This is a genomic window from Pseudomonas sp. NPDC089407 (assembly GCF_044900445.1).
Lineage (GTDB): Bacteria > Pseudomonadota > Gammaproteobacteria > Pseudomonadales > Pseudomonadaceae > Aquipseudomonas.
This window is the reverse complement of sequence record NZ_JBJDNB010000014.1, coordinates 108,660-128,519: the sequence shown is the minus strand read 5'-3', so window position 1 is coordinate 128,519 and position 19,860 is coordinate 108,660. Positions and strand designations below refer to the sequence as shown.

The following is a 19,860-nucleotide window of genomic DNA, read 5'->3' as shown; positions in this document are numbered from 1 at the left end:
ATGAAGCGTTTGCTTGATGCGCTGAGCCGCGTCTGGAAGCTCGTCCGGATCTTGATTGTGCTCAAGACCGTTCGGGACTTCATGCGTGACCACTTCGATGATGCCCGTTAAGGGCTAATCAGGTGGTAGGGCTGCCCTGGTTTGCCTGGGCAGCTTTTAGAACCTACACGGTCAATACGGTTAATGTGGGAGCGGCCTTGCGTCGCGAAAGGGTCGCGTAGCGGTCCCGGCGGTTGCTGCATCAACGCTGATATCTTGGGCCCGCTTTGCGGCCCATCGCGACACAAGGCCGCTCCTACAAATATCCAGCAAGCCTGTGGCTCAACCGCGGCGGTCCGCCACCACGCCAATCAGCACCACCACCACCAGCAGCACCGGCGCCAGTGCGTAGTTGTTGAACTGGCTCAGCCCCTTCACCACCCACGGCGTCGCGTAGATCAGCGCTGCACCGCTGCCGACCATCACCATCACCGCCATGAACGGCACGCGCAGGGCGCCCGCCAGGCTGCCCAGGCGTTGCTCGGCCCAAGCTTTGACATCGGTGCCGAACAGCACCAGCAGGCAGCCTACCAAGGCCAGTGAAATCTCCGACAGGTTGCTGCGGCTCCAGCGGGAAACCGTCGCGAGCAGATCAAGTACCAGATCCATGGGTCATCCTTAGGTCAAGAAATACTGCAGCAGGTCATTGAGGAACAACTGGCCCCTTGGTGTGGCCACCAGTCGATCCGGTTCGACCTGCAAAAGGCCCTTTTGTTCGGCGGCGCGGCGTGCTTCGCGTAGCTGCGCCAGGGGCAGGCCGGTGCGCTGGGTAAACAGCTCGGCTTCCACGCCATCAGTCAGGCGCAGGGCGTTCATCAGGAATTCGAACGGCAGCTCGTCCACCGGCAGCAGCTTTTCGCCAGCTTTGTACGGTTTGGCCAGGTTCAGGTAGTCCTTGGGCAGGCGCGTCTTCCAGGTGCGCAGGATGCGCCCGTCGGCGAAGGTCAGCTTGCCGTGGGCACCGGCGCCAATACCGATGAAGTCGCCAAATCGCCAGTAATTCAGGTTGTGCTGCGCGGCACGGCCCGCCTGGGCGTAGGCGGAAACCTCGTACTGGCGAAAGCCGTGCTCGGCCATCAACGCCTGGCCGGCTTCCTGGATGTCCCAGAGGATGTCGTCCTCGGGCAGCTCTGGCGGCTGGCTCCAGAATACCGTGTTCGGTTCCACGGTCAGCTGGTACCAGGACAGGTGCGTTGGCCCCAGGTCGATGGCCTGGCGCAGGTCGCCCAGTGCATCGTCCAGCGACTGGTCGGGCAGGCCGTGCATCAGGTCCATGTTGAAGTTGTCGAAGCCAGCCGCTCGCGCCATGGCGGCAGCACGCACCGCTTCATCGCCATTGTGGATGCGCCCCAGCGCCTGCAGCTTGGCCGGCTGGAAGCTCTGCACGCCAATGGACAGGCGGTTGATGCCGGTCTGCCGGTAGGCCTTGAACTTGTCCTGCTCGAAGGTGCCCGGGTTGGCTTCCAGGGTGATTTCGATGTCTGGCGCGAACGGGATGCGCTGCTCCACACCGCGCAGCAAGCGGCCCAGGGCGTCGGCGCTGAACAGGCTTGGCGTGCCACCACCGAAGAAGATCGAGCTGATCGGCCGGCCTTGCACGGCGGCCATTTCCTGGTCGAGGTCGGTCAGCAGCGCGGCGACGTAGGCGTCTTCCGGCAGCTCAGGGCCTGCGGCGTGGGAGTTGAAGTCGCAGTAAGGGCATTTGCGCACGCACCACGGGATGTGGATGTACAGCGCCAGCGGCGGCAGGCTGGTAAAGGCCGCCGCGCCGGGGGTAGACAGCGTTGCGATCATGCCAGACCCAGACGTTGGCGCAACAGGGCCATGGCGCGGGCGCGGTGGCTGAGCTGGTTCTTGTCCACTGGCGCCAGGTCGGCGCTGGAGCAGTTACGCTCCGGTACCCAGAACAGCGGATCGTAGCCAAAGCCGTGCTCACCGCTGGCCTCGAACAGGATGCGCCCGTGCCACAGGCCTTCGCAGAGGATCGGCAGCGGGTCGTCGGCATGGCGCACCAGTGCCAGCACGCAGACGAACTGCGCGCCACGTTCGGCTTCAGGCACACCTTTCAGGGCTGAGAGCAGCTTGGCGTTGTTTGCCGCGTCACCTTTGCCTTCGGCATAGCGCGCCGAATAGATGCCCGGCGCGCCGCCGAGGAAGTCCACCGCCAGGCCGGAATCGTCGGCCAGGGCCGGCAGGCCGGAAATACGGGCGGCGTTGCGCGCCTTTAGGATGGCGTTCTCGACGAACGACAGGCCGGTTTCTTCCGGCTCGACTTGGCTGAATTCGCCGACCGAGCGCAGTTGCACCGACTGGCCTAGCATGGCCTGGAGTTCCTTGAGTTTGCCGGCGTTATGGCTGGCCAATACGAGTTGCTGGAAATTCATAAGTCGCCTGGGAACACTTCCTGGTTGAAGCTGAGGGAGTTGCTGACACCGCCGGTTTCGATATTCAGGTCGAAGGTGACGGTTTCTGCCTGGTCGATCTTGAACTGGGCGATGTAGTACACCGCGCCCTGTTCGGTAATCTGCTTGAACGACAGCGGGCTGCTGCGCCCGGTCAAGTCCTTGACCGTGCCGCTGACCAGCGCCGTGGTGGGTTTGTTGGCCTTGAACACGGCAATGTTCAGCACGCCCTGGTTCTTGCTGCGCACCAGGCCAGTGGCCGCAGCCACCTCGGGGGTCAGCATGCTCGAGGTGAAGGCGCTGTAGTGCACCGTCACGTCGCCAAACACTTCCTTGCGCTCGGGGCGGGCGGCATCGGCAGCCAATACCGGCAGGGCCAGGCACAGGCTGATCAGGAACAGGGCTAGGCGACGCATGGGGCGATTCCTCCGCTGGGCGTCAGACTGCGAGCTGGTGCTCTTGCAGGCCCGGGCTGCTGACGCGATAGATGCCGATCTCACCCAGAAGATTAGGCCAAAGCCGGCCGCCCCACCCGTTGCGGTGCATGTTGTCGACGGCCAGGCGGTCGAGCACCTTGGCCCGGCGCTCGTGCACCAGTTCTTCGAAGTCGGCGAAGGTGCAGAAGTGGATGTTCGGCGTGTTGTACCAGGTATACGGCATGAAGTCCGATACCGGCATGCGACCTTTGGTCGCCAGGTACCAGCGGCAGCGCCAGTGGCCGAAGTTGGGGAAGGTGATGATGCACTGGCGGCCCACGCGCAGCATCTCGTCGAGGATGCGATCAGGGTACTCCACGGCCTGCAGGGCCTGGGTCATGATCACTACATCGAAACTGTTGCTGGCGAAGTTGCCCAGGCCTTTGTCCAGGTCCTGTTCGATGACGTTGACACCCTTGGCCACGCAGGCGGCGATGTTGTCGGCGTCGATCTCCAGGCCATAGCCGGTGACCTGCTTGCGGTCACGCAGCGAGGCCAGCAGTTCGCCGCTGCCGCAGCCCAGGTCGAGTACCCGGCTGCCGGCGGGGATCCAGTCGTGGATGATTTCCAGATCGGCTCTCATGCTGTCCTCAGATGGCAATGCGGTTCATGTAGTTCGAGAAACCCTGCATGTAGCGAGGCGTGGGGATCAGGAAGGCATCGTGGCCGTAAGGCGAGTCGATCTCCAGGTAGCAGACGTTCTTGCGTGCAGCCATCAGGGCATCGACGATCTCGCGCGAACGGGCCGGGGAGAAGCGCCAGTCGGTGGTGAATGACATGATGCAGTAATCCGCCTTGACGTGGGCCAGTGTGGCCGCCAGGTCGCCGCCCTGGGCTGCAGCCGGGTCGAAGTAGTCCAGCGCCTTGGTCATCAGCAGGTAGGTATTGGCGTCGAAACGGCCGGAAAACTCCTCGCCCTGGTAGCGCAGGTAGCTTTCAACCTGGAATTCGACGCTGTGGAAGTCGTAGTTGAGCTTGTCGCTCTTAAGCTCACGGCCGAATTTTTCACCCATCGAGTCGTCGGACAGGTAGGTGATGTGGCCGACCATGCGCGCCAGCATCAGGCCGCGCTTGGGGATCACGCCCTGGTCCTGGAACGAACCACCGTGGAATTCCGGGTCGGTGAGGATGGCCTGGCGCGCCACTTCGTTGAAGGCGATGTTCTGCGCCGACAGCTTGGGTGCCGAGGCGATGTCGACGCAGTGGCGCACGCGGTCGGGGTAGGTCATGGTCCACTGCAGCGCCTGCATGCCACCCAGGCTGCCGCCGACGATGGCCGCCCACTGCTGGATGCCCAGGCGGTCGGCCAGGCGTGCCTGGCTGTGCACCCAGTCTTCCACGGTCAATACCGGGAACTCTGCGCCATAGGGTTTGCCGGTGGCAGGGTTGATGCTGCTGGGGCCGGTGCTGCCGTTGCAGCCGCCGAGGTTGTTCAGGCTGACCACGAAGAAACGATTGGTATCGATCGGCTTGCCGGGGCCGATGCAGCTGTCCCACCAGCCCGGCTTGCGGTCGGTGGCGGCATGGAAGCCAGCAGCATGGTGGTGGCCGGACAGGGCATGGCAGATCAGCACGGCGTTGCTCGCGCTGGCATTCAGGGTGCCATAGGTTTCGTAGACCAGCTCGTAGCTGGCCAGCGAACGGCCACAGGCCAAGGCCAGCGGTTCATCGAACCGGGCGGTTTGCGGTACTACCAGACCGACGGAATCTTCGGGAAAGACAGTGGACATCGACCCTGCTCACGCTTGACGGAGGCGTAAGTCTAAAGAGCGCTACCCCCAGCGGCAAGCAAAGGCTTGCGGCTGGGGAGCAAGCAGGGGCTGACGAGGCTCAGATCATCCGCCACAGCTCTTGTGGCATGCCGGCATAGGCGGCCAGGGGCGGCATGACGAACGACTGGATCACCTGGATCGCCAGGAAGGCGAAGATCGGTGAAATGTCCATGCCGCCCAGGTTGGGCACGATGCGGCGGAACGGTGCCAGCACCGGCTCGCTGATCTGATAGGCCAGCTCGGCGGCAGGGTTGTGGCTGTTGGGCGCAACCCAGGAGACGATCACCATGACGATCATCGCCACCCAGAAGATCTTCAGGAACAGCGAAGTGATACCGATGATGGCCCACATCAACAGGTGCAGGACGTCGCCGAAGGTGCCATAGGTGACCATCAGCACGAAGCCCATCAGCAGCGCCTGGATCAGTACCGCCAGCAGCAGCGACGAGGTGTCCAGGCCGCCAATGCTGGGGATGATGCGGCGGATCGGCTTGAGCAGCGGCTGGGTGGCGCGCACCGCGAACTGGCACAGCGGGTTGTAGAAGTTGGCCTTGACCAGTTGCAGCACGAAGCGCAACAGGACGATCACCAGGTACAGGCTGACCAAGGTTTGCACCACGAAGATCGCGGCGCCGGACAATGCATTCATCTAGAGCTCCTTATTTGCCCAGTTGTTCGGCCAGCTCGGCGGAACGTGTGGCTGCAGCCTGCAGCGCCTGCTCGACGATGGCTTCGAAGCCGCCGGCCTGGAACGACTTGATTGCCGCTTCGGTAGTACCGGCGGGCGAGGTGACCCGGCGGCGCAGTTCGGCGGCATCGACATCGCTGGCAACGGCCATGCGTGCAGCGCCCAGGGCGGTCTGCAAGGTCAGCTGGGAGGCGGTTTCGCGTGGCAGGCCGAGTTTTTCGCCGGCTGCGGTCATCGCTTCGATCAGCAGGAAGAAGTACGCCGGGCCGCTGCCGGACACGGCAGTCACCGCGTCCAGTTGCTGCTCCTGCTCCAGCCACAGGGCGGTGCCCACGGCCGACAGCAGTTGTTCGGCTTGCTGGCGCTGTTCGCCGGTTACCTCGGCGGTGGCGTACAGGCCGCTTACGCCTTGGCGCAGCAGCGCCGGGGTGTTGGGCATGCAGCGCACCACCTGGCGGACGCCTACCCAGCTTTGCAGGCTGGCGCAGGTGATACCGGCGGCGATCGAAACGATCAGCTGGCCATCGCGCAGGTTGGGTTGTAGGGCCTGGCACACCGCTTTCATGACCTGCGGCTTGACCGCCAGCACGATCACATCGGCACCGTCGATGGCCTGGGCGTTGTCCTCGAAGGTTTCGATGCCGTGCTCGGCCTGGATGCGGCTGCGGCTCTCGGCGCCCGGGTCGCTGGCGCGGATCTGCGAGGCGTCCAGGCCCTGGGCACGCAGACCACCGATCAGGCTGGCGGCCATGTTGCCGGCGCCGATGAAGGCAATACGAGTGTTGCTCATGTCAGGTCCTTGTGGAAAAGAGTGAGTAAAGCATGCGATCAGTGATGGCCGCCGTTGTGTGAGCCGCGAGCGCCGAACAGGGCGGTGCCGATACGCACCCACGTCGCACCCTGTGCAATCGCCGCTTCCAGGTCGTGGCTCATGCCCATGGACAGCGTGTCCAGACCAAGGCCCAGGCCTTCCTGCAAGGTACGCAAGCTGGCGAAAGCGGCCTCTTGGGCGGCGCGGTCATCGGTGGGTTCGGGGATGGCCATCAGCCCGCGCAGGCGCAGGTTGGGCAGGGCGGCTACCGCCTGTGCCAAGGCCGGCAGGTCGGCGGGCGCGCAGCCGGACTTGCTGTCTTCGCCACTGACGTTCACCTGCAGGCAGATATTCAGCGGCGCCAACCCGGCAGGGCGCTGCTCGGACAGGCGTTGGGCGATTTTCAGGCGGTCCACGGAATGTACCCATTCAAAATGCTCGGCGATGGCTTTGGTCTTGTTCGATTGAATGGGGCCGATGAAGTGCCAGATCAAGGGCAAGTCGCCGAGTTCCTGCTGCTTTGTCAGCGCTTCCTGTAGGTAGTTTTCCCCGAAATCGCGCACACCCGCGGTGTGGACCTCGCGGATGGCAGCGGCGGGCTTGGTCTTGCTCACGGCCAGCAGCTGGACGCTGGCCGGCTCGCGCCCGGCTGCTTGGGCAGCACTGGCGATACGGGCGGAAATCGCGGAAAGGTTGTCTGCTAGGGTGGACATGGACGGATGCCGGCAGCTGTAGGGTTTGCGGCATTCTACCTACTTGAAGGCCTTTGGGGAGTCTGATGGATGTGACCGACCTGTTGGCCCGGGCCGTGGAGGCGGGTGCTTCGGACCTGCATCTGGCGGCGGGCCAGATACCGATGTTGCGCCTGGATGGCGCGTTGCAGCGCATGAATTTGCCGGCCTTTGGGGCCGATACCTTGAGCGAGGCCATGGTTGGCGTGCTGGATGACCAGCAGCGCAGGCAGTGGGCACAGGGTGATGAGCTGGACCTGGCCCTGGAGTTGCCAGCGCTTGGGCGCTTTCGCTTGAACCTGTTCCGCCAGCTGAACGGCCCTGCCGTCACGTTTCGCCTGATCCCGGGGCGCATCGCCACACTGGATGAGCTCGATCTGGTGGATGTGTTTCAAGCTGTTGCGCAGTGTCGTGAAGGCCTGATTCTGGTGGGCGGGCCGACCGGCAGCGGCAAGTCCAGCACACTGGCGACACTGCTCGACCAGCTCAACCGCGAGCAGGCGCTGCACATCATTACCCTGGAAGACCCTGTAGAAATTATCCACAGCAGCCAGCGCAGCCTGGTCAACCAGCGTGAGGTTGGCCGCCATAGCGCCGGTTTTGCCCAGGGGCTGCGCAGCGCGCTGCGGCAGGACCCGGATGTGATCATGATTGGTGAGTTGCGTGACCTTGAGACCATTCGCCTGGCGTTGCGCGCGGCGGAGACTGGGCACTTGGTGCTGGCGACTGTGCATACACGTTCGGCGGCGGGCAGCATAGACAGGTTGGTGGAGGGGTTTGCTGCCGAGGAAAAATTGCTGGTGCGGGCGATGCTGGCCGAGTCGTTGCGGTTGGTAGTGGCGCAGGTGTTGGTCAGGCGTGTGGGCGGTGGTCGGGTGGCGGCGCGGGAGGTGCTGGTGGCGACGCCTGCGGTGCGCAACCTGGTGCGGGAGGGGCGGATGGCGCAGTTGTGTTCGGTGATGCAGGCGGGGGCTGGGAAAGGGATGCGAACGATGGAGGGGGCTTTGCGGGGGTTGAAAGAGAAGGGGCTGATCAGCGATTGGTAGTGTTTGTACGGCCCTATCGCCGGCAAGCCAGCTCCCACAGGATCACCACAGTTGTGAAAGATTGTAGTGATCCTGTGGGAGCTGGTTTGCCGGCGATAGGGCCATTGCAGGCAGAGAAGTACTCAGCGCTTGGCCAGGCTCAGCTGCTGCGCTTTCGGCAGCACCCGCTTGGCCACCACGTAATGCTTCTGCCAGTAAGGCTTGCTCAGGTTGTCGATGCTCACCCGCTTGCCGCGCCGGGGGGCGTGGATGAAACGGTCGTTGCCCAGGTAGATGGCAACGTGGTTCACCCGGCGGCTCTTGATGTTGAAGAAGATCAGGTCGCCTGGCTTCAGGTCACCTTTGGCCACCTTCACGCCGTGGCCCTGGGCCATGGCGTTGGAGGTGCGCGGCAGGTCGACGTCGGCGACGTCGTTGAAGGCATACTTGACAAGGCCGCTGCAATCAAAGCCCTTCTTCGGGCTGCTGCCGCCCCATACGTACGGGGTGCCGAGCACATTCACGGCGCGGCTGAGCACGTCGCTGCTCTGCTTCGGCGACATGGCGGCTACCTGCACGGCGCGCACATTGGCAGCGTTGCCGGGGCGAGCGCGCAGGGTGGTCTGCTTGACCGGCGCATGTTTCACCGAGGCATTGCTGGTGTAGCCGGTGAAGCCATTGGGAAGACGTTGCTCACGATTGGTGGCGTGGGCGGCCAAGGGCAATAATAGACAGAGGGTCAGCCATGTCTTGAATAAAGGCGGCATAGTTGAAGCTCTTATGAATAGTTATGTGTTAGGCGCGCAACTTTATAACAGCTTTTTGATCAATTTCTGATCCGTTGGTCGATTGGTGGCCTGCCATACGTCGGCCTGCGACCAGAAAGTCACATTTTTTCTTAGAAAATTTTCCGAATAACCGACGAGGGTCACGCATGAACAGTTATCAGCAGGGGGCGCCCTACCACGACACGCACAGCAAGACCATTGGCTACCTGCTGTGGATTTTCGGCTTCACCGGGTCGCACCGCTTCTATTACGGCAAGCCGGTGACCGGGACAATCTGGTTCTTCACCTTCGGCCTGTTGGGCATCGGTTGGTTGATCGACCTGTTCCTGATCCCGTCCATGGACCGTGAAGCCGACCTGAGGTTTCAGGCCGGGCGCATCGACTACAACATCGCCTGGATCCTGCTGACCTTCCTCGGGGTGTTTGGGCTGCATCGCCTGTATCAAGGCAAGTGGGTGACCGCGATCATCTACTTCTTTACCGGCGGGCTGTTCCTGGTGGGGGTGCTGTATGACTTCTGGACGCTGAACAGCCAGGTGTCCGAGCGCAATGCGGGGCGGGGTTGAGATTGCTGGGGCTGCTTTGCAGCCCATTCGCGGCTAAAGGCCGCTCCTACATCGACCGCGTTCCTGCAGCCAGGTTTACGCGGTCCCTGTAGGAGCGGTCTTGCCGGGGCGCCGGACCGGTCGGATAGGGGCGCAAAGCGCCCCCATCCAAGTGTTACTGGCGAGTCTGCCGCTGTTGCAACAGCAGGTTGCCGAAACCGGCCCCTGCCAGCTGCTTCTGCGCCCCGGTCAGCTGTTCACGGTTGCTGAACGGGCCGACCAGCACGCGGTACCAGGTTTCTTCCTTGACCGTGCCCGATTCCACCTTCACCGACTGCCCCAGCAGGATGATCTGCGCACGTACCTTGTCGGCATCAGCCTGCTTGCGGAACGAGCCGGCCTGCAGGAAGTACTGGGTGGTCGCTGCCGGCTTGATCACCGGTGGCGCCGGTGGCGGGGTCTGCCCCAGCAGTGCCGCCTGGGCGCGCGCGGTGTCAATCTTCGCTGCTTCGGCCGGAGTCACCGGGGTGACCGGCTGGGCTGGCACGGGTGGCGTCTTCTCGGGTACCGCCTCTGGTGGCACGATCACCTCGGATTCCGGCAACAGGGTGTAGAAGTCGTACTTCGGCTTCACCGGCTGTTGCGGGGTGGCTTGCGTGGTCTGCGCGGGCTTGCCGGCTTCGGCCATTTTTTCCGATTTCTGCTGCTCGGGCTTGGCGCGCTTGATGTCATCGCCACCGGGCTCGAGCTTCATCAGGAATACGATGAACGCGCCAACGGTCAAGCCGACCGCCAGCCATACCCAGCCGGGAATCGGCTGTTTGGCCGGCGCCGTCTGGCGGCTGGCGCCGCGTTTTGGTGCGGGTTTTTTCTTGGCAGCCAACTTACATGCGCTCCAGGGTTTCCAGGCCGAGCAGTTCCAGACCTTGTTTGAGGGTGCGGCCGGTCAGGGCGGCCAGGCGCAGACGGCTCTGCTGCTGTTCCGGGGTTTCAGCGGCAAGGATAGGGCAGTTCTCGTAGAAGCTGGAGAACAGCCCGGCCAGGTCGTACAGGTAGCTGCACAGCACGTGCGGCGTCCCTTTTTCGGCGACGTTGTTGAGGATTTCGCCAAACTGCGCCAGGCGTGCGGCCAGGTCCTGCTCGTGGGCGGCCTGCAGCACGATCTTGCCGTCGACTTCGTCAAAGCCCTTGCCCAGCTTGCGGAACACACCGGCCACGCGGGTGTAGGCGTACAGCAGGTAAGGCGCGGTGTTGCCTTCGAAGTTGAGCATCAGTTCGAAGTTGAAGCTGTAGTCGCTGGTGCGGTGCTTGGACAGGTCGGCATATTTCACCGCGCCGATGCCTACCACTTCGCCGATGTGGCGCAGGTCTGCGTCGGCCAGGCTCGGGTTCTTTTCCTTGACCAGGGCGTAGGCACGATCCTTGGCTTCGGTGAGCAGGTCGATCAGTTTCACGGTGCCGCCGTCACGGGTTTTGAACGGGCGGCCGTCAGCGCCGTTCATGGTGCCGAAGCCCATGTGCTCCATCTGCATCGGGTGGCCGACGAAGCCGGCGCGGCGTGCCACTTCAAACACCTGGTTGAAGTGCAGGGCCTGACGCTGGTCGACGAAGTACAGGGCGCGGTCAGCCTTGAGCACGTTGCTGCGGTAACGCACGGCAGCCAGGTCGGTGGTGGCATACAGGTAGCCGCCGTCGGCCTTCTGCACGATCACCGGCAATGGGTCGCCGTCGCTGTTCTTGAATTCTTCGAGGAACACGCACTGGGCACCTTGGTCTTCGACCAGCAGGCCCTTGGCCTTCAGGTCGGCGACCACGTTGGCCAGGTCGTCGTTGTAGGCGCTTTCGCCCATCACGTCGGCCATGGTCAGCTTGACGTTGAGCAGCTCGTAGGTCTTCTGGCAGTGCGACAGCGAGATGTCCTTGAAGCGCGTCCACAGGGCCAGGCAGTCCGGGTCACCGGCCTGCAGCTTGACCACCAGGCCGCGGGCGCGGGTGGCGAATTCTTCGGACTCGTCGAAACGCTTCTTGGCGGCGCGGTAGAAGTTTTCCAGGTCCGACAGCTCGTCGCTGGTGATCGGGTTTTCCTGCAGGTAGGCCATCAACATGCCGAACTGGGTGCCCCAGTCGCCCACGTGGTTCTGGCGGATCACGTTGTCGCCGAGGAACTCCAGCACCCGCGCCACACTGTCACCGATGATGGTCGAACGTAGGTGGCCGACGTGCATCTCTTTGGCCAGGTTGGGTGCCGACATGTCGATCACCACCTTTTGCGCCGGGCCGGCCTTGCGTGCACCCAGGTGGGCGTCAGCCAGGGCGGCATCCAGGCGGTTGGCCAGGGCGTCGGTGTTCTGGAAGAAGTTGAGGAAGCCCGGGCCGGCGATCTCGACCTTGCTGATGTCGGCGCTGGCCGGCAGCGCGTTGATCAGTTTTTCGGCCAGGTCGCGCGGCTTCATGCCGGCCGGCTTGGCCAGCATCATGGCGATGTTGCTGGCGAAGTCGCCGTGGGTCTTGTCCCGGGCGTTTTCCACCTGGATCGCCGGCGACAGCCCTTCAGGCAGCACACCGTCGGTGACGAGTTGGGTGAGGGCTTGCTGGATCAGCTGGCGAATGGTGTCTTTCATGGGGATCTCTTTTCGACCGCAAGCGCGGTGGAGCGCTTGGATGCGCAGGTGGAAAAACTGGGCATTATCCGTGGCTGGGAGCGGGTTGCCAACCTTTGGGGTTTGCCCGGCTTCAGAATGCTGGGGCCGCTCTGCGGCCCTTTCGCGACACAAGGCCGCTCCTACAGGTGGTGCGCGCGCTCTGTGTAGGAGCGGCCTTGCGTCGCGATGGGCTGCAAAGCAGCCCCCGAAATCAATACAGGTCTACCGGGTCGACATCCAGCGACCAGCGTACCTGGCGCCCGCTCGGCATTTGTTCCAACACTAGCAACCAGGCGCTGATCAGTCGATGCAAAGGCGCCCGGGTATTGGCCTGTATCAACAGTTGTGCGCGGAAGCGCCCGGCGCGGCGTTCCATGGGCGCCGGTACCGGGCCAAGCAGTTCGATCCCCGGCAACCGTTGCTCGGCCACCAGGCGCTCGGCGGCGGCGCAGGCTTGGTCAAGGAAGCCTTCGGCCTGCCCCGGCTTGTGCGCTTCGGCGCGCAGCAGGGCCAGGTGTGAGTAAGGTGGCAGCCCGGCAGCGCGGCGTTCGTCCAGGGCCTGTTCGGCAAAGGCGAAATAGCCCTGCTCGGTAAGCTGCACCAGCAGCGGGTGGTCGGCCAGGTGGGTCTGGATGATCACCTTGCCGGGCTCTTCGGCCCGCCCGGCGCGCCCGGCCACTTGCACGATCAGTTGCGCCATGCGCTCGCTGGCGCGGAAGTCGCCAGAGAACAGCCCGCCATCGGCATCAAGGATGGCCACCAGGGTGACCCGCGGGAAATGGTGGCCCTTGGCGAGCATCTGCGTGCCCACGAGGATGCTTGGCTGGCCCTTCTGGATCGTGCTGAACAGGTTGTGCATGGCGTCCTTGCGCGACGTGCTGTCGCGGTCCACGCGCAGGATCGGGTAATCGGGGAACAGCACCTTCAGGCGTTCTTCGGCGCGCTCGGTGCCGGCGCCGACCGGGCGCAGGTCGACGTGGTTGCATTGCGGGCACTGGTGCGGCAGGCGTTCGTCATAGCCGCAGTGGTGGCAGCGCAGCACGCCGGAGCGCTGGTGCACGGTCATGCGCGCATCGCAGCGCGGGCATTCCGACAACCAGCCGCAATCGTGGCACAGCAAGGTCGGGGCGAAGCCGCGGCGGTTGAGGAACACCAGCACCTGTTGGCCGGCTTCCAGGGTTTGGCGGATGGCCTGCTGCAGCGGGCCGCTGATGCCGCTGTCCAGCGGCAGGCTTTTTACATCCAGGCGCAACATGCGCGGCGGGCGCGCACCGCCGGCGCGCTGGTTCATGCGTAGCAGGCGGTAGCGGCCGGTGAGGGCATTGTGCAAGGTTTCCAGCGACGGCGTGGCGGAGCCGAGCAGGATCGGGATGTTCTCCTGGTGGGCGCGCACCAGCGCCAGGTCGCGGGCGTGGTAGCGCAGGCCTTCCTGCTGTTTATAAGAGCCGTCGTGCTCTTCGTCGATAATGATCAGGCCGGGGTTTTTCATGGGCGTGAACAGTGCCGAACGGGTGCCGATGATGATGTCGGCCTCGCCGTCCCGCGCCGCCAGCCAGGCGTCCAGGCGTTCGCGGTCGTTCACCGCCGAATGCAGCAGGGCAATGCGTGCGTTGAAGCGTTGCTCGAAGCGCGCCAGGGTTTGTGGGCCGAGGTTGATTTCCGGGATCAGCACCAGCGCCTGCTTGCCGGCCTCCAGGGTTTCGCGGATCAGCTGCAGGTAGACCTCGGTCTTGCCGCTGCCGGTGACACCGGCCAGCAGAAACGCGCCAAAGCCATCAAAGCCCTCACGCACGGCGTCGAAGGCGTCGCGTTGCTCTTCGTTGAGCGGCAGTTCCGGCTGTGCCAGCCAGTGTTCATGGCGCAGCGCTGGCAGGTGGCGGCGTACCTCGATCTGTACCAGCTCCTTGGCCAGCAGCAGGTCGAGGCTGTCCTTGTTCAGGTTGAGCTTGGCCAGCAGGCTGTGGGCCACACCGTGCGGGTGCTGGGCCAGGGTCTTGAGGGCGTCGCGCTGGCGCGGTGCGCGGGCAATGCGCGGGTCTTCCAGGCGGGCACCGGGGGCAATGTGCCAGAAACGCTCCTGGCGCATCTCTGCCGGTTCGCCCTGGCGCAGCAGGGTGGGCAAGGCCCAGCTCAAGGTGTCACCCAGGCTGTGCTGGTAGTACTGGGCGGTCCACAGGCACAGCTTGAACAGCGAGGCCGGAATGGGTGACACCGGGTCGAGCAGGGCGCTGGCGGGCTTCAGTTTGTCCGCAGGCACTTCGCTTTGGGCGCACACCTCTACCAGCACACCGATCATTTCGCGGCGGCCGAAAGGCACGCGAATGCGCATGCCCGGGGTCAAGGCCTGGCGCGCCATGCTCGCTGGCGCCTTGTAGTCGAACAGGCGGCGCAACGGAGAGGGCAGGGCAAGGCGCAGGATGACGTCGGACACGCGGAAAGTCTCGGAGGGCATTACAAGAACTGGCGAGCCTAGCAGACGACGGTCGGTGCAAGCGACATCTTGCGCTGACGGTGTGCTCTGGTATTATTCGCCGCCTAATTACGTGCGGTATTCAACAATTGGTGTTGGGTGGCGGCACGCAGCTCGAGGAAGTGACCATGAAAGAAGGTATCCACCCGAACTACGAAGTAGTTGCAGTCACCTGCAGCTGCGGCAACAAGTTCGAAACCCGTTCGACCCTGGGCAATGTCCTGTCGATCGACGTTTGCAACCTGTGCCACCCGTTCTACACCGGTAAGCAGAAAGTCCTGGACACCGGTGGTCGCGTACAGAAGTTCGCCGACCGCTTCGGTATGTTCGGTACCAAGAAGTAATCATGCGCATGGCGAACCCTTCGGGTTTCGCGTTGTTGCTGAAGAAGGCGCCCCTTGTGGGCGCCTTTTTTGTGGGCGCAATCTGGCATCACCCGGCACAGGCGTTCTGCCCTTTGCCGGACAAACCCCAGCAGGTCATGGTGCGACAGGTGGTCGATGGTGACACCTTGCGCCTGGTCGATGGCCGCAGTGTGCGGCTGATCGGTATCAACGCGCCGGAGATCGGCCGCAAGGGGCGCACCAGCGAGCCTTACGCCGACGCGGCCCGGCGGCGCTTGCAGGCCCTGGTCAAAGGTAATGACGGGCGTGTCGGGCTGGTGCCAGGGGTCGAGACCAAAGACAGGTACGGCCGCACACTGGCGCATATCTATAGCCGTAATGGCGACAATCTAGAAGCACAACTGCTCAGCGAAGGCCTGGGCTACCGCGTGGCCGTTGCCCCCAATGTGCGCCTCAGTGGCTGCCAGCAGTTGGCCGAGCAGGCTGCGCGCCAGGCCGGCGTCGGTCTGTGGCGGCGGTCGCCCGTAGTGCCTGCGGGCGATGTCAGGCAGTCGGGTTTCGCGGTTGTCAGTGGTCGCATCGAAAGCGTCAAGCGCAATCGTGGCGGGGTCTGGCTGAACCTGGGCGGTGCCATGGTGCTGCAGGTTCCCGCTCGTCTGCAGCGCAACTTCCCTGCTAGCTTCTTCGATAATCTCAAGGGGCGCGAGGTTGAAGCGCGTGGCTGGGTGCTGGACCGTTCCCGCAAGGGCGGGCTTAAGCCTGGGCAGCGACGCTGGGTGCTGCCATTGACCGATCCGAGCATGTTGCAGCGCATTTCAGGCTAAAAGATGTAGACAGTTCGCTATTGGATTGTACACACTGTTAGCCGTATGCCCCCGTGGGTTTTAGCGTAAAGTCGTAGGCTAAAGGCCTTGACACAAGTGACCGACCAGTCTTGTGACTCCCCGGCTCTTTGCGTATCCTCGGCGGTCCGTCAGAACAGTAAATAGCGGAATGCCCACCATGTCAGACCTGAAAACCGCCGCTCTCGAATACCACGCTCAACCTCGTCCGGGGAAACTGAGCGTCGAACTCTCCAAGCCCACTGCTACCGCCCGTGACCTCGCCCTGGCCTACAGCCCAGGTGTTGCCGAGCCGGTACGTGAAATTGGCCGTGATCCAGAGCTGGCATACAAATACACCGGCAAAGGCAACCTGGTTGCGGTGATTTCCGATGGCACCGCCATCCTCGGTCTGGGTGACCTCGGCCCACTGGCTTCCAAGCCGGTCATGGAAGGCAAGGGTGTTCTGTTCAAGCGTTTCGCCGGTATCGACGTGTTCGACATCGAAGTCGAGTCGGAAAGCCCGCAAGCGTTCATCGACACCGTTCGCCGCATCTCGATCACCTTCGGTGGCATCAACCTCGAAGACATCAAGGCGCCAGAGTGCTTTGAAATCGAGCGCACCCTGATCGAACAGTGCGACATCCCGGTATTCCATGATGACCAGCACGGTACCGCCATCGTGACCGCGGCCGGCATGATCAACGCCCTGGAAATCGCCGGCAAGAAGCTGGAAGACGCCAAGATCGTCTGCCTGGGTGCCGGTGCTGCCGCCATCTCCTGCATGAAGTTGCTGGTGAGCATGGGCGCCAAGGTCGAGAACATCTACATGATCGACCGCAGCGGCGTGATCCACGCTGGCCGTGACGACCTGAACCAGTACAAGGCGCAGTTCGCCCACGCGACCGACAAGCGCACCCTGGCTGACGCACTCGACGGTGCCGACGTGTTCGTTGGCCTGTCCGGCCCGAACCTGCTGAGCCCGGAAGGCCTGAAGTCGATGGCTGCCAACCCGATCGTGTTCGCCTGCTCGAACCCGGACCCGGAAATCGCCCCAGAGCTGGCTCACGCCACGCGCAGCGACGTGATCATGGCGACCGGTCGTTCCGACTACCCGAACCAGGTCAACAACGTACTGGGCTTCCCGTTCATCTTCCGTGGTGCCCTGGACGTTCGCGCCAAGCGCATCAACGAAGAAATGAAGATCGCCGCCGCTATCGCCCTGAAAGACCTGGCCAAGCTGCCAGTGCCGAAGGAAGTATGCGAAGCCTACGGCGTACAGGCGCTGGAGTTCGGCCGTGAGTACATCATTCCGAAACCACTGGACGCTCGTCTGATCACCGTTGTTTCCGACGCGGTGGCCAAGGCTGCGATCGAATCCGGCGTGGCTACCCTGCCGTATCCGAAGCACTACCCGCTGACCAGCGTGGATGACGTGTTCAACGGCTGATTGCTGTTGTAGCGGTCATGAAAAAGCCCCGGCTCGCAAGAGCCGGGGCTTTTTGTTTGCCGATGTCCCGGCTGACGCGGTCCCTTGTAGGAGCGGCCTTGTGTCGCGAAAGGGGTGCGAAGCGCCCCCAGGATTTATGCACCAAGCAGATATTGCTGGGGGCGCTTCGCGCCCCTTTCGCGACACAAGGCCGCTCCTACACGAACGGTGTTGGCCTGTCAGGTTTAGAACAAATCCATCGGCGTCGCTTCATCCGCCGGCAGCGGGCTGCCCGGTGCCGAGCCATTACCCAGCTCATCCACCGACGGCGGCGAGTCTTCGGCCTTGAACAGCTCGAAGTAGGCATTCGGTGTGCTTGGCGAGGCCGCGCGGCCGCTGACCGGGTCGACGCGCAGGCTGAGGATACCGTCCGGCTCTGCCGGGGCATGTGCAGGCTTGTCCTTGAGCGCCGCGCCCATGAAACTCATCCAGATCGGCAACGCCGCGGTGCCGCCGTATTCGCGGCGGCCGAGGGTTTCCGGCTGGTCGAAACCGACCCACACGGTGGTCACGTAATCGGCGTTGTAGCCGGAGAACCATGCGTCCTTGGATTCGTTGGTGGTACCGGTCTTGCCTGCCAGGTCGGTGCGGCCCAGGGCCAGCGCCCGGCGGCCGGTACCGCGCTTGATCACGTCCTGCAACATGCTGGTGAGGATGTAAGTGGTGCGCCCGTCGATGATCCGCTCGGCCACGGCCGGTGTTGGCGGCGCAGCAGTCACCTGGCCAAACGCCGAAGGTGCTTCGCCTGGCATGGCTGCGGTGCTGATCGGCTGCTCGGGTGCAGCCAGGCCGGCCTGGTCCTCGGCGCCTTGCGGCACGTGGGCAGGGTTGGCGGTGAATAACGTCTCACCGCTGCGGCTTTCAATGCGGTCAATCAGGTACGGGGTGATCTTGTAGCCACCGTTGGCAAAGGTGCTCCAGCCGGTGGCGATTTCCATCGGGGTCAGGGTGGCGGTGCCCAAAGCCAGCGACAGGTTGCGCGGCAGGTCCTGCTTGTTGAAGCCGAACTTGGCGATGTAGTCGATGGTGCGGTCCACACCCATGGCCTGCAGCAGGCGGATCGATACCAGGTTGCGCGACTTGTACAGCGCTTCACGCATGCGGATCGGGCCGAGGAAGGTGTTGGTGTCGTTCTTTGGTCGCCACACTTTATCTACCGACTCGTCAACGAACACGATCGGCGCATCGTTGACCAGGCTGGCAGCGGTGTAGCCGCTGTCCAGCGCGGCGCTGTAGATGAACGGCTTGAAGCTCGAACCTGGTTGGCGCTTGGCCTGCATCGCGCGGTTGTAGTTGCTCTGCTCGAACGAGAAACCGCCGACCAGGGCGCGGATGGCGCCGTTGTAAGGGTCCAGGGTGACCAGCGCACTTTGCGCACCGGGCACTTGGCTGAACTTGAACTTGCCATCTTCCAGGCGCTGCAGGCGCACCAGGTCGCCGACCTGGGCCACGTCGGCCGGCGATTGCGGCGCGCGGCCCATCGCGTTGCTGTTGATGAATGGGCGCGCCCATTTCATCGTGTCCCAGGCAACCTCGGATTGCTGGCCGTCTCGGGTCAGCACCTTCAGGCCGGTTTTTTCGACCTGGGTGACGATGGCCGGCTCCAGGCCGCCAAGGGTGCGCTGCTTGCCCAGCTCCTGCAGCCAGGCTGCCTGGGTGCGGCCCGGGAAGCGTGCTTCAGGGCCGCGGTAGCCGTGGCGCTCGTCATAATCGGAGAGGCCGTTGAGGATGGCCTTGTTGGCCATTTCCTGCATGTCGCTGGGCACTGTGGTGGTGACGCGGAAGCCTTCGGTGTAGGCGTCGCTGCCGTAACGGCCGACCATTTCCGCACGGGCCATCTCGGCGATGTACGGCGCATTCACCTCAGGTGTCGGCACGTGGTAGCTGGCATTGAGCGGCTCGGCCAGGGCCGCTTCATAGCTGGCCTGGTCGATCTTGCCCAGCTTGTACATGCGGCCCAGGATCCAGTCGCGGCGCTCCTTGGCGCGCACCGGGTTGGCCAGCGGGTTGAAGCGTGACGGTGCCTTGGGCAGGCCGGCGATCATCGCCATCTGCGCCAGGCTGACGTCACGGATCGACTTGCCGTAGTACACCTGGGCAGCAGCGTCGATGCCGTATGCGCGGTTACCGAGGTAGATCTTGTTCACGTAAAGCTCAAGGATCTCGTCCTTGGTCAGCTCACGCTCGATCTGCAGGGCCAGCAGGATTTCGTTGGTCTTGCGCGAGAAGCTGCGTTCGCTGGTGAGGAAGAAGTTTTTCGCCACCTGCATGGTGATGGTGCTGCCGCCGGTCTGGATATGCCCGGTTTTCACCAGCTGGGTTGCCGCGCGCATCAGGCTGCTGGGGTCGACACCGTAGTGGTTGAGGAAATTGTCGTCCTCGGCTGACAGCAGTGCCTGAATGAACTGTGGGGGAATTTCCGCGAAGCGGATCGGTGAGCGGCGCATTTCGCCGAACTCGGCAATCAGCTTGCCATCGCTGCTGTACACCCTCAGGGGGATCTGCAACTGGATGCTTCTGAGCGAATCGACCGAGGGCAGGCTGGGGCTAAGATACAGAAACGCACCGCTCACACCGAGTACGAGCGCGCAGATGACTGCGACGGAAGACCACCAGAAGAACTTCAGCAGACGTATCAAGGCTTTTCGGTGTCCAGGTTGAGAGTGGATTGCACGCAGGTCCGGCGGACCAAAAAACGCTGGGCATTATACGCATTTTTTCGCCTCTCCGGGTTACCGGCCAGGCTACCCGTCGCCTTGGCGGGCGGCCCCGGCCCAGTGTGGCCGCGGGGTTGCAACACACAGCAAGGAAGTCGCG

The 19,860-nt window shown here is 63.5% G+C and carries 19 protein-coding genes; 5 read left to right on the top strand and 14 right to left on the bottom strand.

What is annotated here, in order from left to right:
* Window positions 1-321: 321 nt before the first annotated feature.
* The 9 genes from ACI2KG_RS13330 to ACI2KG_RS13290 form a co-directional block, all read right to left on the bottom strand.
* Window positions 322-648, bottom strand: a complete 327-nt coding sequence (locus ACI2KG_RS13330; RefSeq protein WP_201201351.1) for a DUF3392 family protein — start codon at window positions 646-648, stop codon at window positions 322-324.
* 9 nt (window positions 649-657) lie between these two features.
* On the bottom strand, window positions 658-1,833 hold the full coding sequence (hemW, locus tag ACI2KG_RS13325; protein WP_404662214.1) for a radical SAM family heme chaperone HemW: 1,176 nt from the start codon (window positions 1,831-1,833) through the stop codon (window positions 658-660).
* On the bottom strand, window positions 1,830-2,423 hold the full coding sequence (gene rdgB / locus ACI2KG_RS13320) for an RdgB/HAM1 family non-canonical purine NTP pyrophosphatase (RefSeq protein ID WP_404662213.1): 594 nt from the start codon (window positions 2,421-2,423) through the stop codon (window positions 1,830-1,832). Before rdgB ends, hemW begins: the two co-directional genes overlap by 4 nt.
* Complete coding sequence (locus ACI2KG_RS13315) at window positions 2,420-2,857, bottom strand: DUF4426 domain-containing protein (RefSeq protein ID WP_400612471.1); 438 nt, start codon at window positions 2,855-2,857, stop codon at window positions 2,420-2,422. The genes rdgB and ACI2KG_RS13315 overlap by 4 nt, the downstream gene beginning before the upstream one ends.
* Before the next feature lie 22 nt (window positions 2,858-2,879).
* Window positions 2,880-3,500 (bottom strand): methionine biosynthesis protein MetW, encoded by a 621-nt coding sequence (gene metW, locus ACI2KG_RS13310; protein WP_284353119.1) that lies wholly within the window; start codon window positions 3,498-3,500, stop codon window positions 2,880-2,882.
* 7 nt (window positions 3,501-3,507) lie between these two features.
* A complete protein-coding gene (locus ACI2KG_RS13305) occupies window positions 3,508-4,647 on the bottom strand; it encodes a homoserine O-acetyltransferase (RefSeq protein WP_404662212.1) in 1,140 nt (379 codons plus the stop codon).
* A 100-nt stretch (window positions 4,648-4,747) separates the two neighbouring features.
* Entirely contained in the window at window positions 4,748-5,338 is a 591-nt protein-coding gene (locus ACI2KG_RS13300; RefSeq protein ID WP_201201366.1) for a YggT family protein, read from the bottom strand.
* A gap of 10 nt (window positions 5,339-5,348) precedes the next feature.
* Window positions 5,349-6,167, bottom strand: a complete 819-nt coding sequence (gene proC, locus ACI2KG_RS13295; protein ID WP_404662211.1) for a pyrroline-5-carboxylate reductase — start codon at window positions 6,165-6,167, stop codon at window positions 5,349-5,351.
* Window positions 6,168-6,205: 38 nt separating this feature from the next.
* Window positions 6,206-6,901 carry a YggS family pyridoxal phosphate-dependent enzyme gene (locus tag ACI2KG_RS13290; RefSeq protein ID WP_404662210.1) on the bottom strand — a complete coding sequence of 232 codons (696 nt, stop codon included), beginning with the start codon at window positions 6,899-6,901 and terminating at the stop codon, window positions 6,206-6,208.
* Between the two features lie 65 nt (window positions 6,902-6,966).
* On the opposite strand from ACI2KG_RS13290, the gene ACI2KG_RS13285 reads away from it, so the two are divergent.
* Window positions 6,967-7,965: a type IV pilus twitching motility protein PilT gene (locus tag ACI2KG_RS13285; RefSeq protein ID WP_404662209.1), complete on the top strand. Its 999-nt coding sequence runs from the start codon at window positions 6,967-6,969 to the stop codon at window positions 7,963-7,965.
* Window positions 7,966-8,087: 122 nt separating this feature from the next.
* On the opposite strand, the gene ACI2KG_RS13280 is transcribed toward ACI2KG_RS13285, so the two are convergent.
* The gene (locus ACI2KG_RS13280) at window positions 8,088-8,711 is read right to left on the bottom strand and encodes a C40 family peptidase (RefSeq protein ID WP_404662208.1); all 624 of its coding nucleotides are present in this window, start codon (window positions 8,709-8,711) and stop codon (window positions 8,088-8,090) included.
* Window positions 8,712-8,878: 167 nt separating this feature from the next.
* Between ACI2KG_RS13280 and ACI2KG_RS13275 the strand changes: the two genes are divergently transcribed.
* Window positions 8,879-9,298, top strand: a complete 420-nt coding sequence (locus ACI2KG_RS13275; RefSeq protein ID WP_400612455.1) for an NINE protein — start codon at window positions 8,879-8,881, stop codon at window positions 9,296-9,298.
* 154 nt (window positions 9,299-9,452) lie between these two features.
* Here the strand turns inward: ACI2KG_RS13275 and ACI2KG_RS13270 are convergent, their stop codons facing one another.
* The 3 genes from ACI2KG_RS13270 to ACI2KG_RS13260 all read right to left on the bottom strand — a co-directional run bounded on the left by ACI2KG_RS13270 (window position 9,453) and on the right by ACI2KG_RS13260 (window position 14,350).
* Window positions 9,453-10,160 (bottom strand): SPOR domain-containing protein, encoded by a 708-nt coding sequence (locus ACI2KG_RS13270; protein WP_404662207.1) that lies wholly within the window; start codon window positions 10,158-10,160, stop codon window positions 9,453-9,455.
* 1 nt (window position 10,161) lies between these two features.
* Window positions 10,162-11,898: an arginine--tRNA ligase gene (gene argS / locus ACI2KG_RS13265; RefSeq protein ID WP_404662206.1), complete on the bottom strand. Its 1,737-nt coding sequence runs from the start codon at window positions 11,896-11,898 to the stop codon at window positions 10,162-10,164.
* Window positions 11,899-12,130: 232 nt separating this feature from the next.
* Window positions 12,131-14,350: a primosomal protein N' gene (locus ACI2KG_RS13260; protein ID WP_404662205.1), complete on the bottom strand. Its 2,220-nt coding sequence runs from the start codon at window positions 14,348-14,350 to the stop codon at window positions 12,131-12,133.
* A gap of 167 nt (window positions 14,351-14,517) precedes the next feature.
* Here ACI2KG_RS13260 and rpmE point away from each other — a divergent pair, with 167 nt between their 5' ends.
* The 3 genes from rpmE to ACI2KG_RS13245 all read left to right on the top strand — a co-directional run bounded on the left by rpmE (window position 14,518) and on the right by ACI2KG_RS13245 (window position 17,004).
* Window positions 14,518-14,733: a 50S ribosomal protein L31 gene (gene rpmE, locus ACI2KG_RS13255; protein ID WP_012274639.1), complete on the top strand. Its 216-nt coding sequence runs from the start codon at window positions 14,518-14,520 to the stop codon at window positions 14,731-14,733.
* A gap of 2 nt (window positions 14,734-14,735) precedes the next feature.
* On the top strand, window positions 14,736-15,557 hold the full coding sequence (locus ACI2KG_RS13250; RefSeq protein ID WP_404662204.1) for a thermonuclease family protein: 822 nt from the start codon (window positions 14,736-14,738) through the stop codon (window positions 15,555-15,557).
* Window positions 15,558-15,735: 178 nt separating this feature from the next.
* Entirely contained in the window at window positions 15,736-17,004 is a 1,269-nt protein-coding gene (locus tag ACI2KG_RS13245; RefSeq protein WP_400612447.1) for a malic enzyme-like NAD(P)-binding protein, read from the top strand.
* A gap of 224 nt (window positions 17,005-17,228) precedes the next feature.
* Here the strand turns inward: ACI2KG_RS13245 and ACI2KG_RS13240 are convergent, their stop codons facing one another.
* Window positions 17,229-19,682: a penicillin-binding protein 1A gene (locus ACI2KG_RS13240; RefSeq protein WP_404662203.1), complete on the bottom strand. Its 2,454-nt coding sequence runs from the start codon at window positions 19,680-19,682 to the stop codon at window positions 17,229-17,231.
* Between the last annotated feature and the right edge of the window lie 178 nt (window positions 19,683-19,860).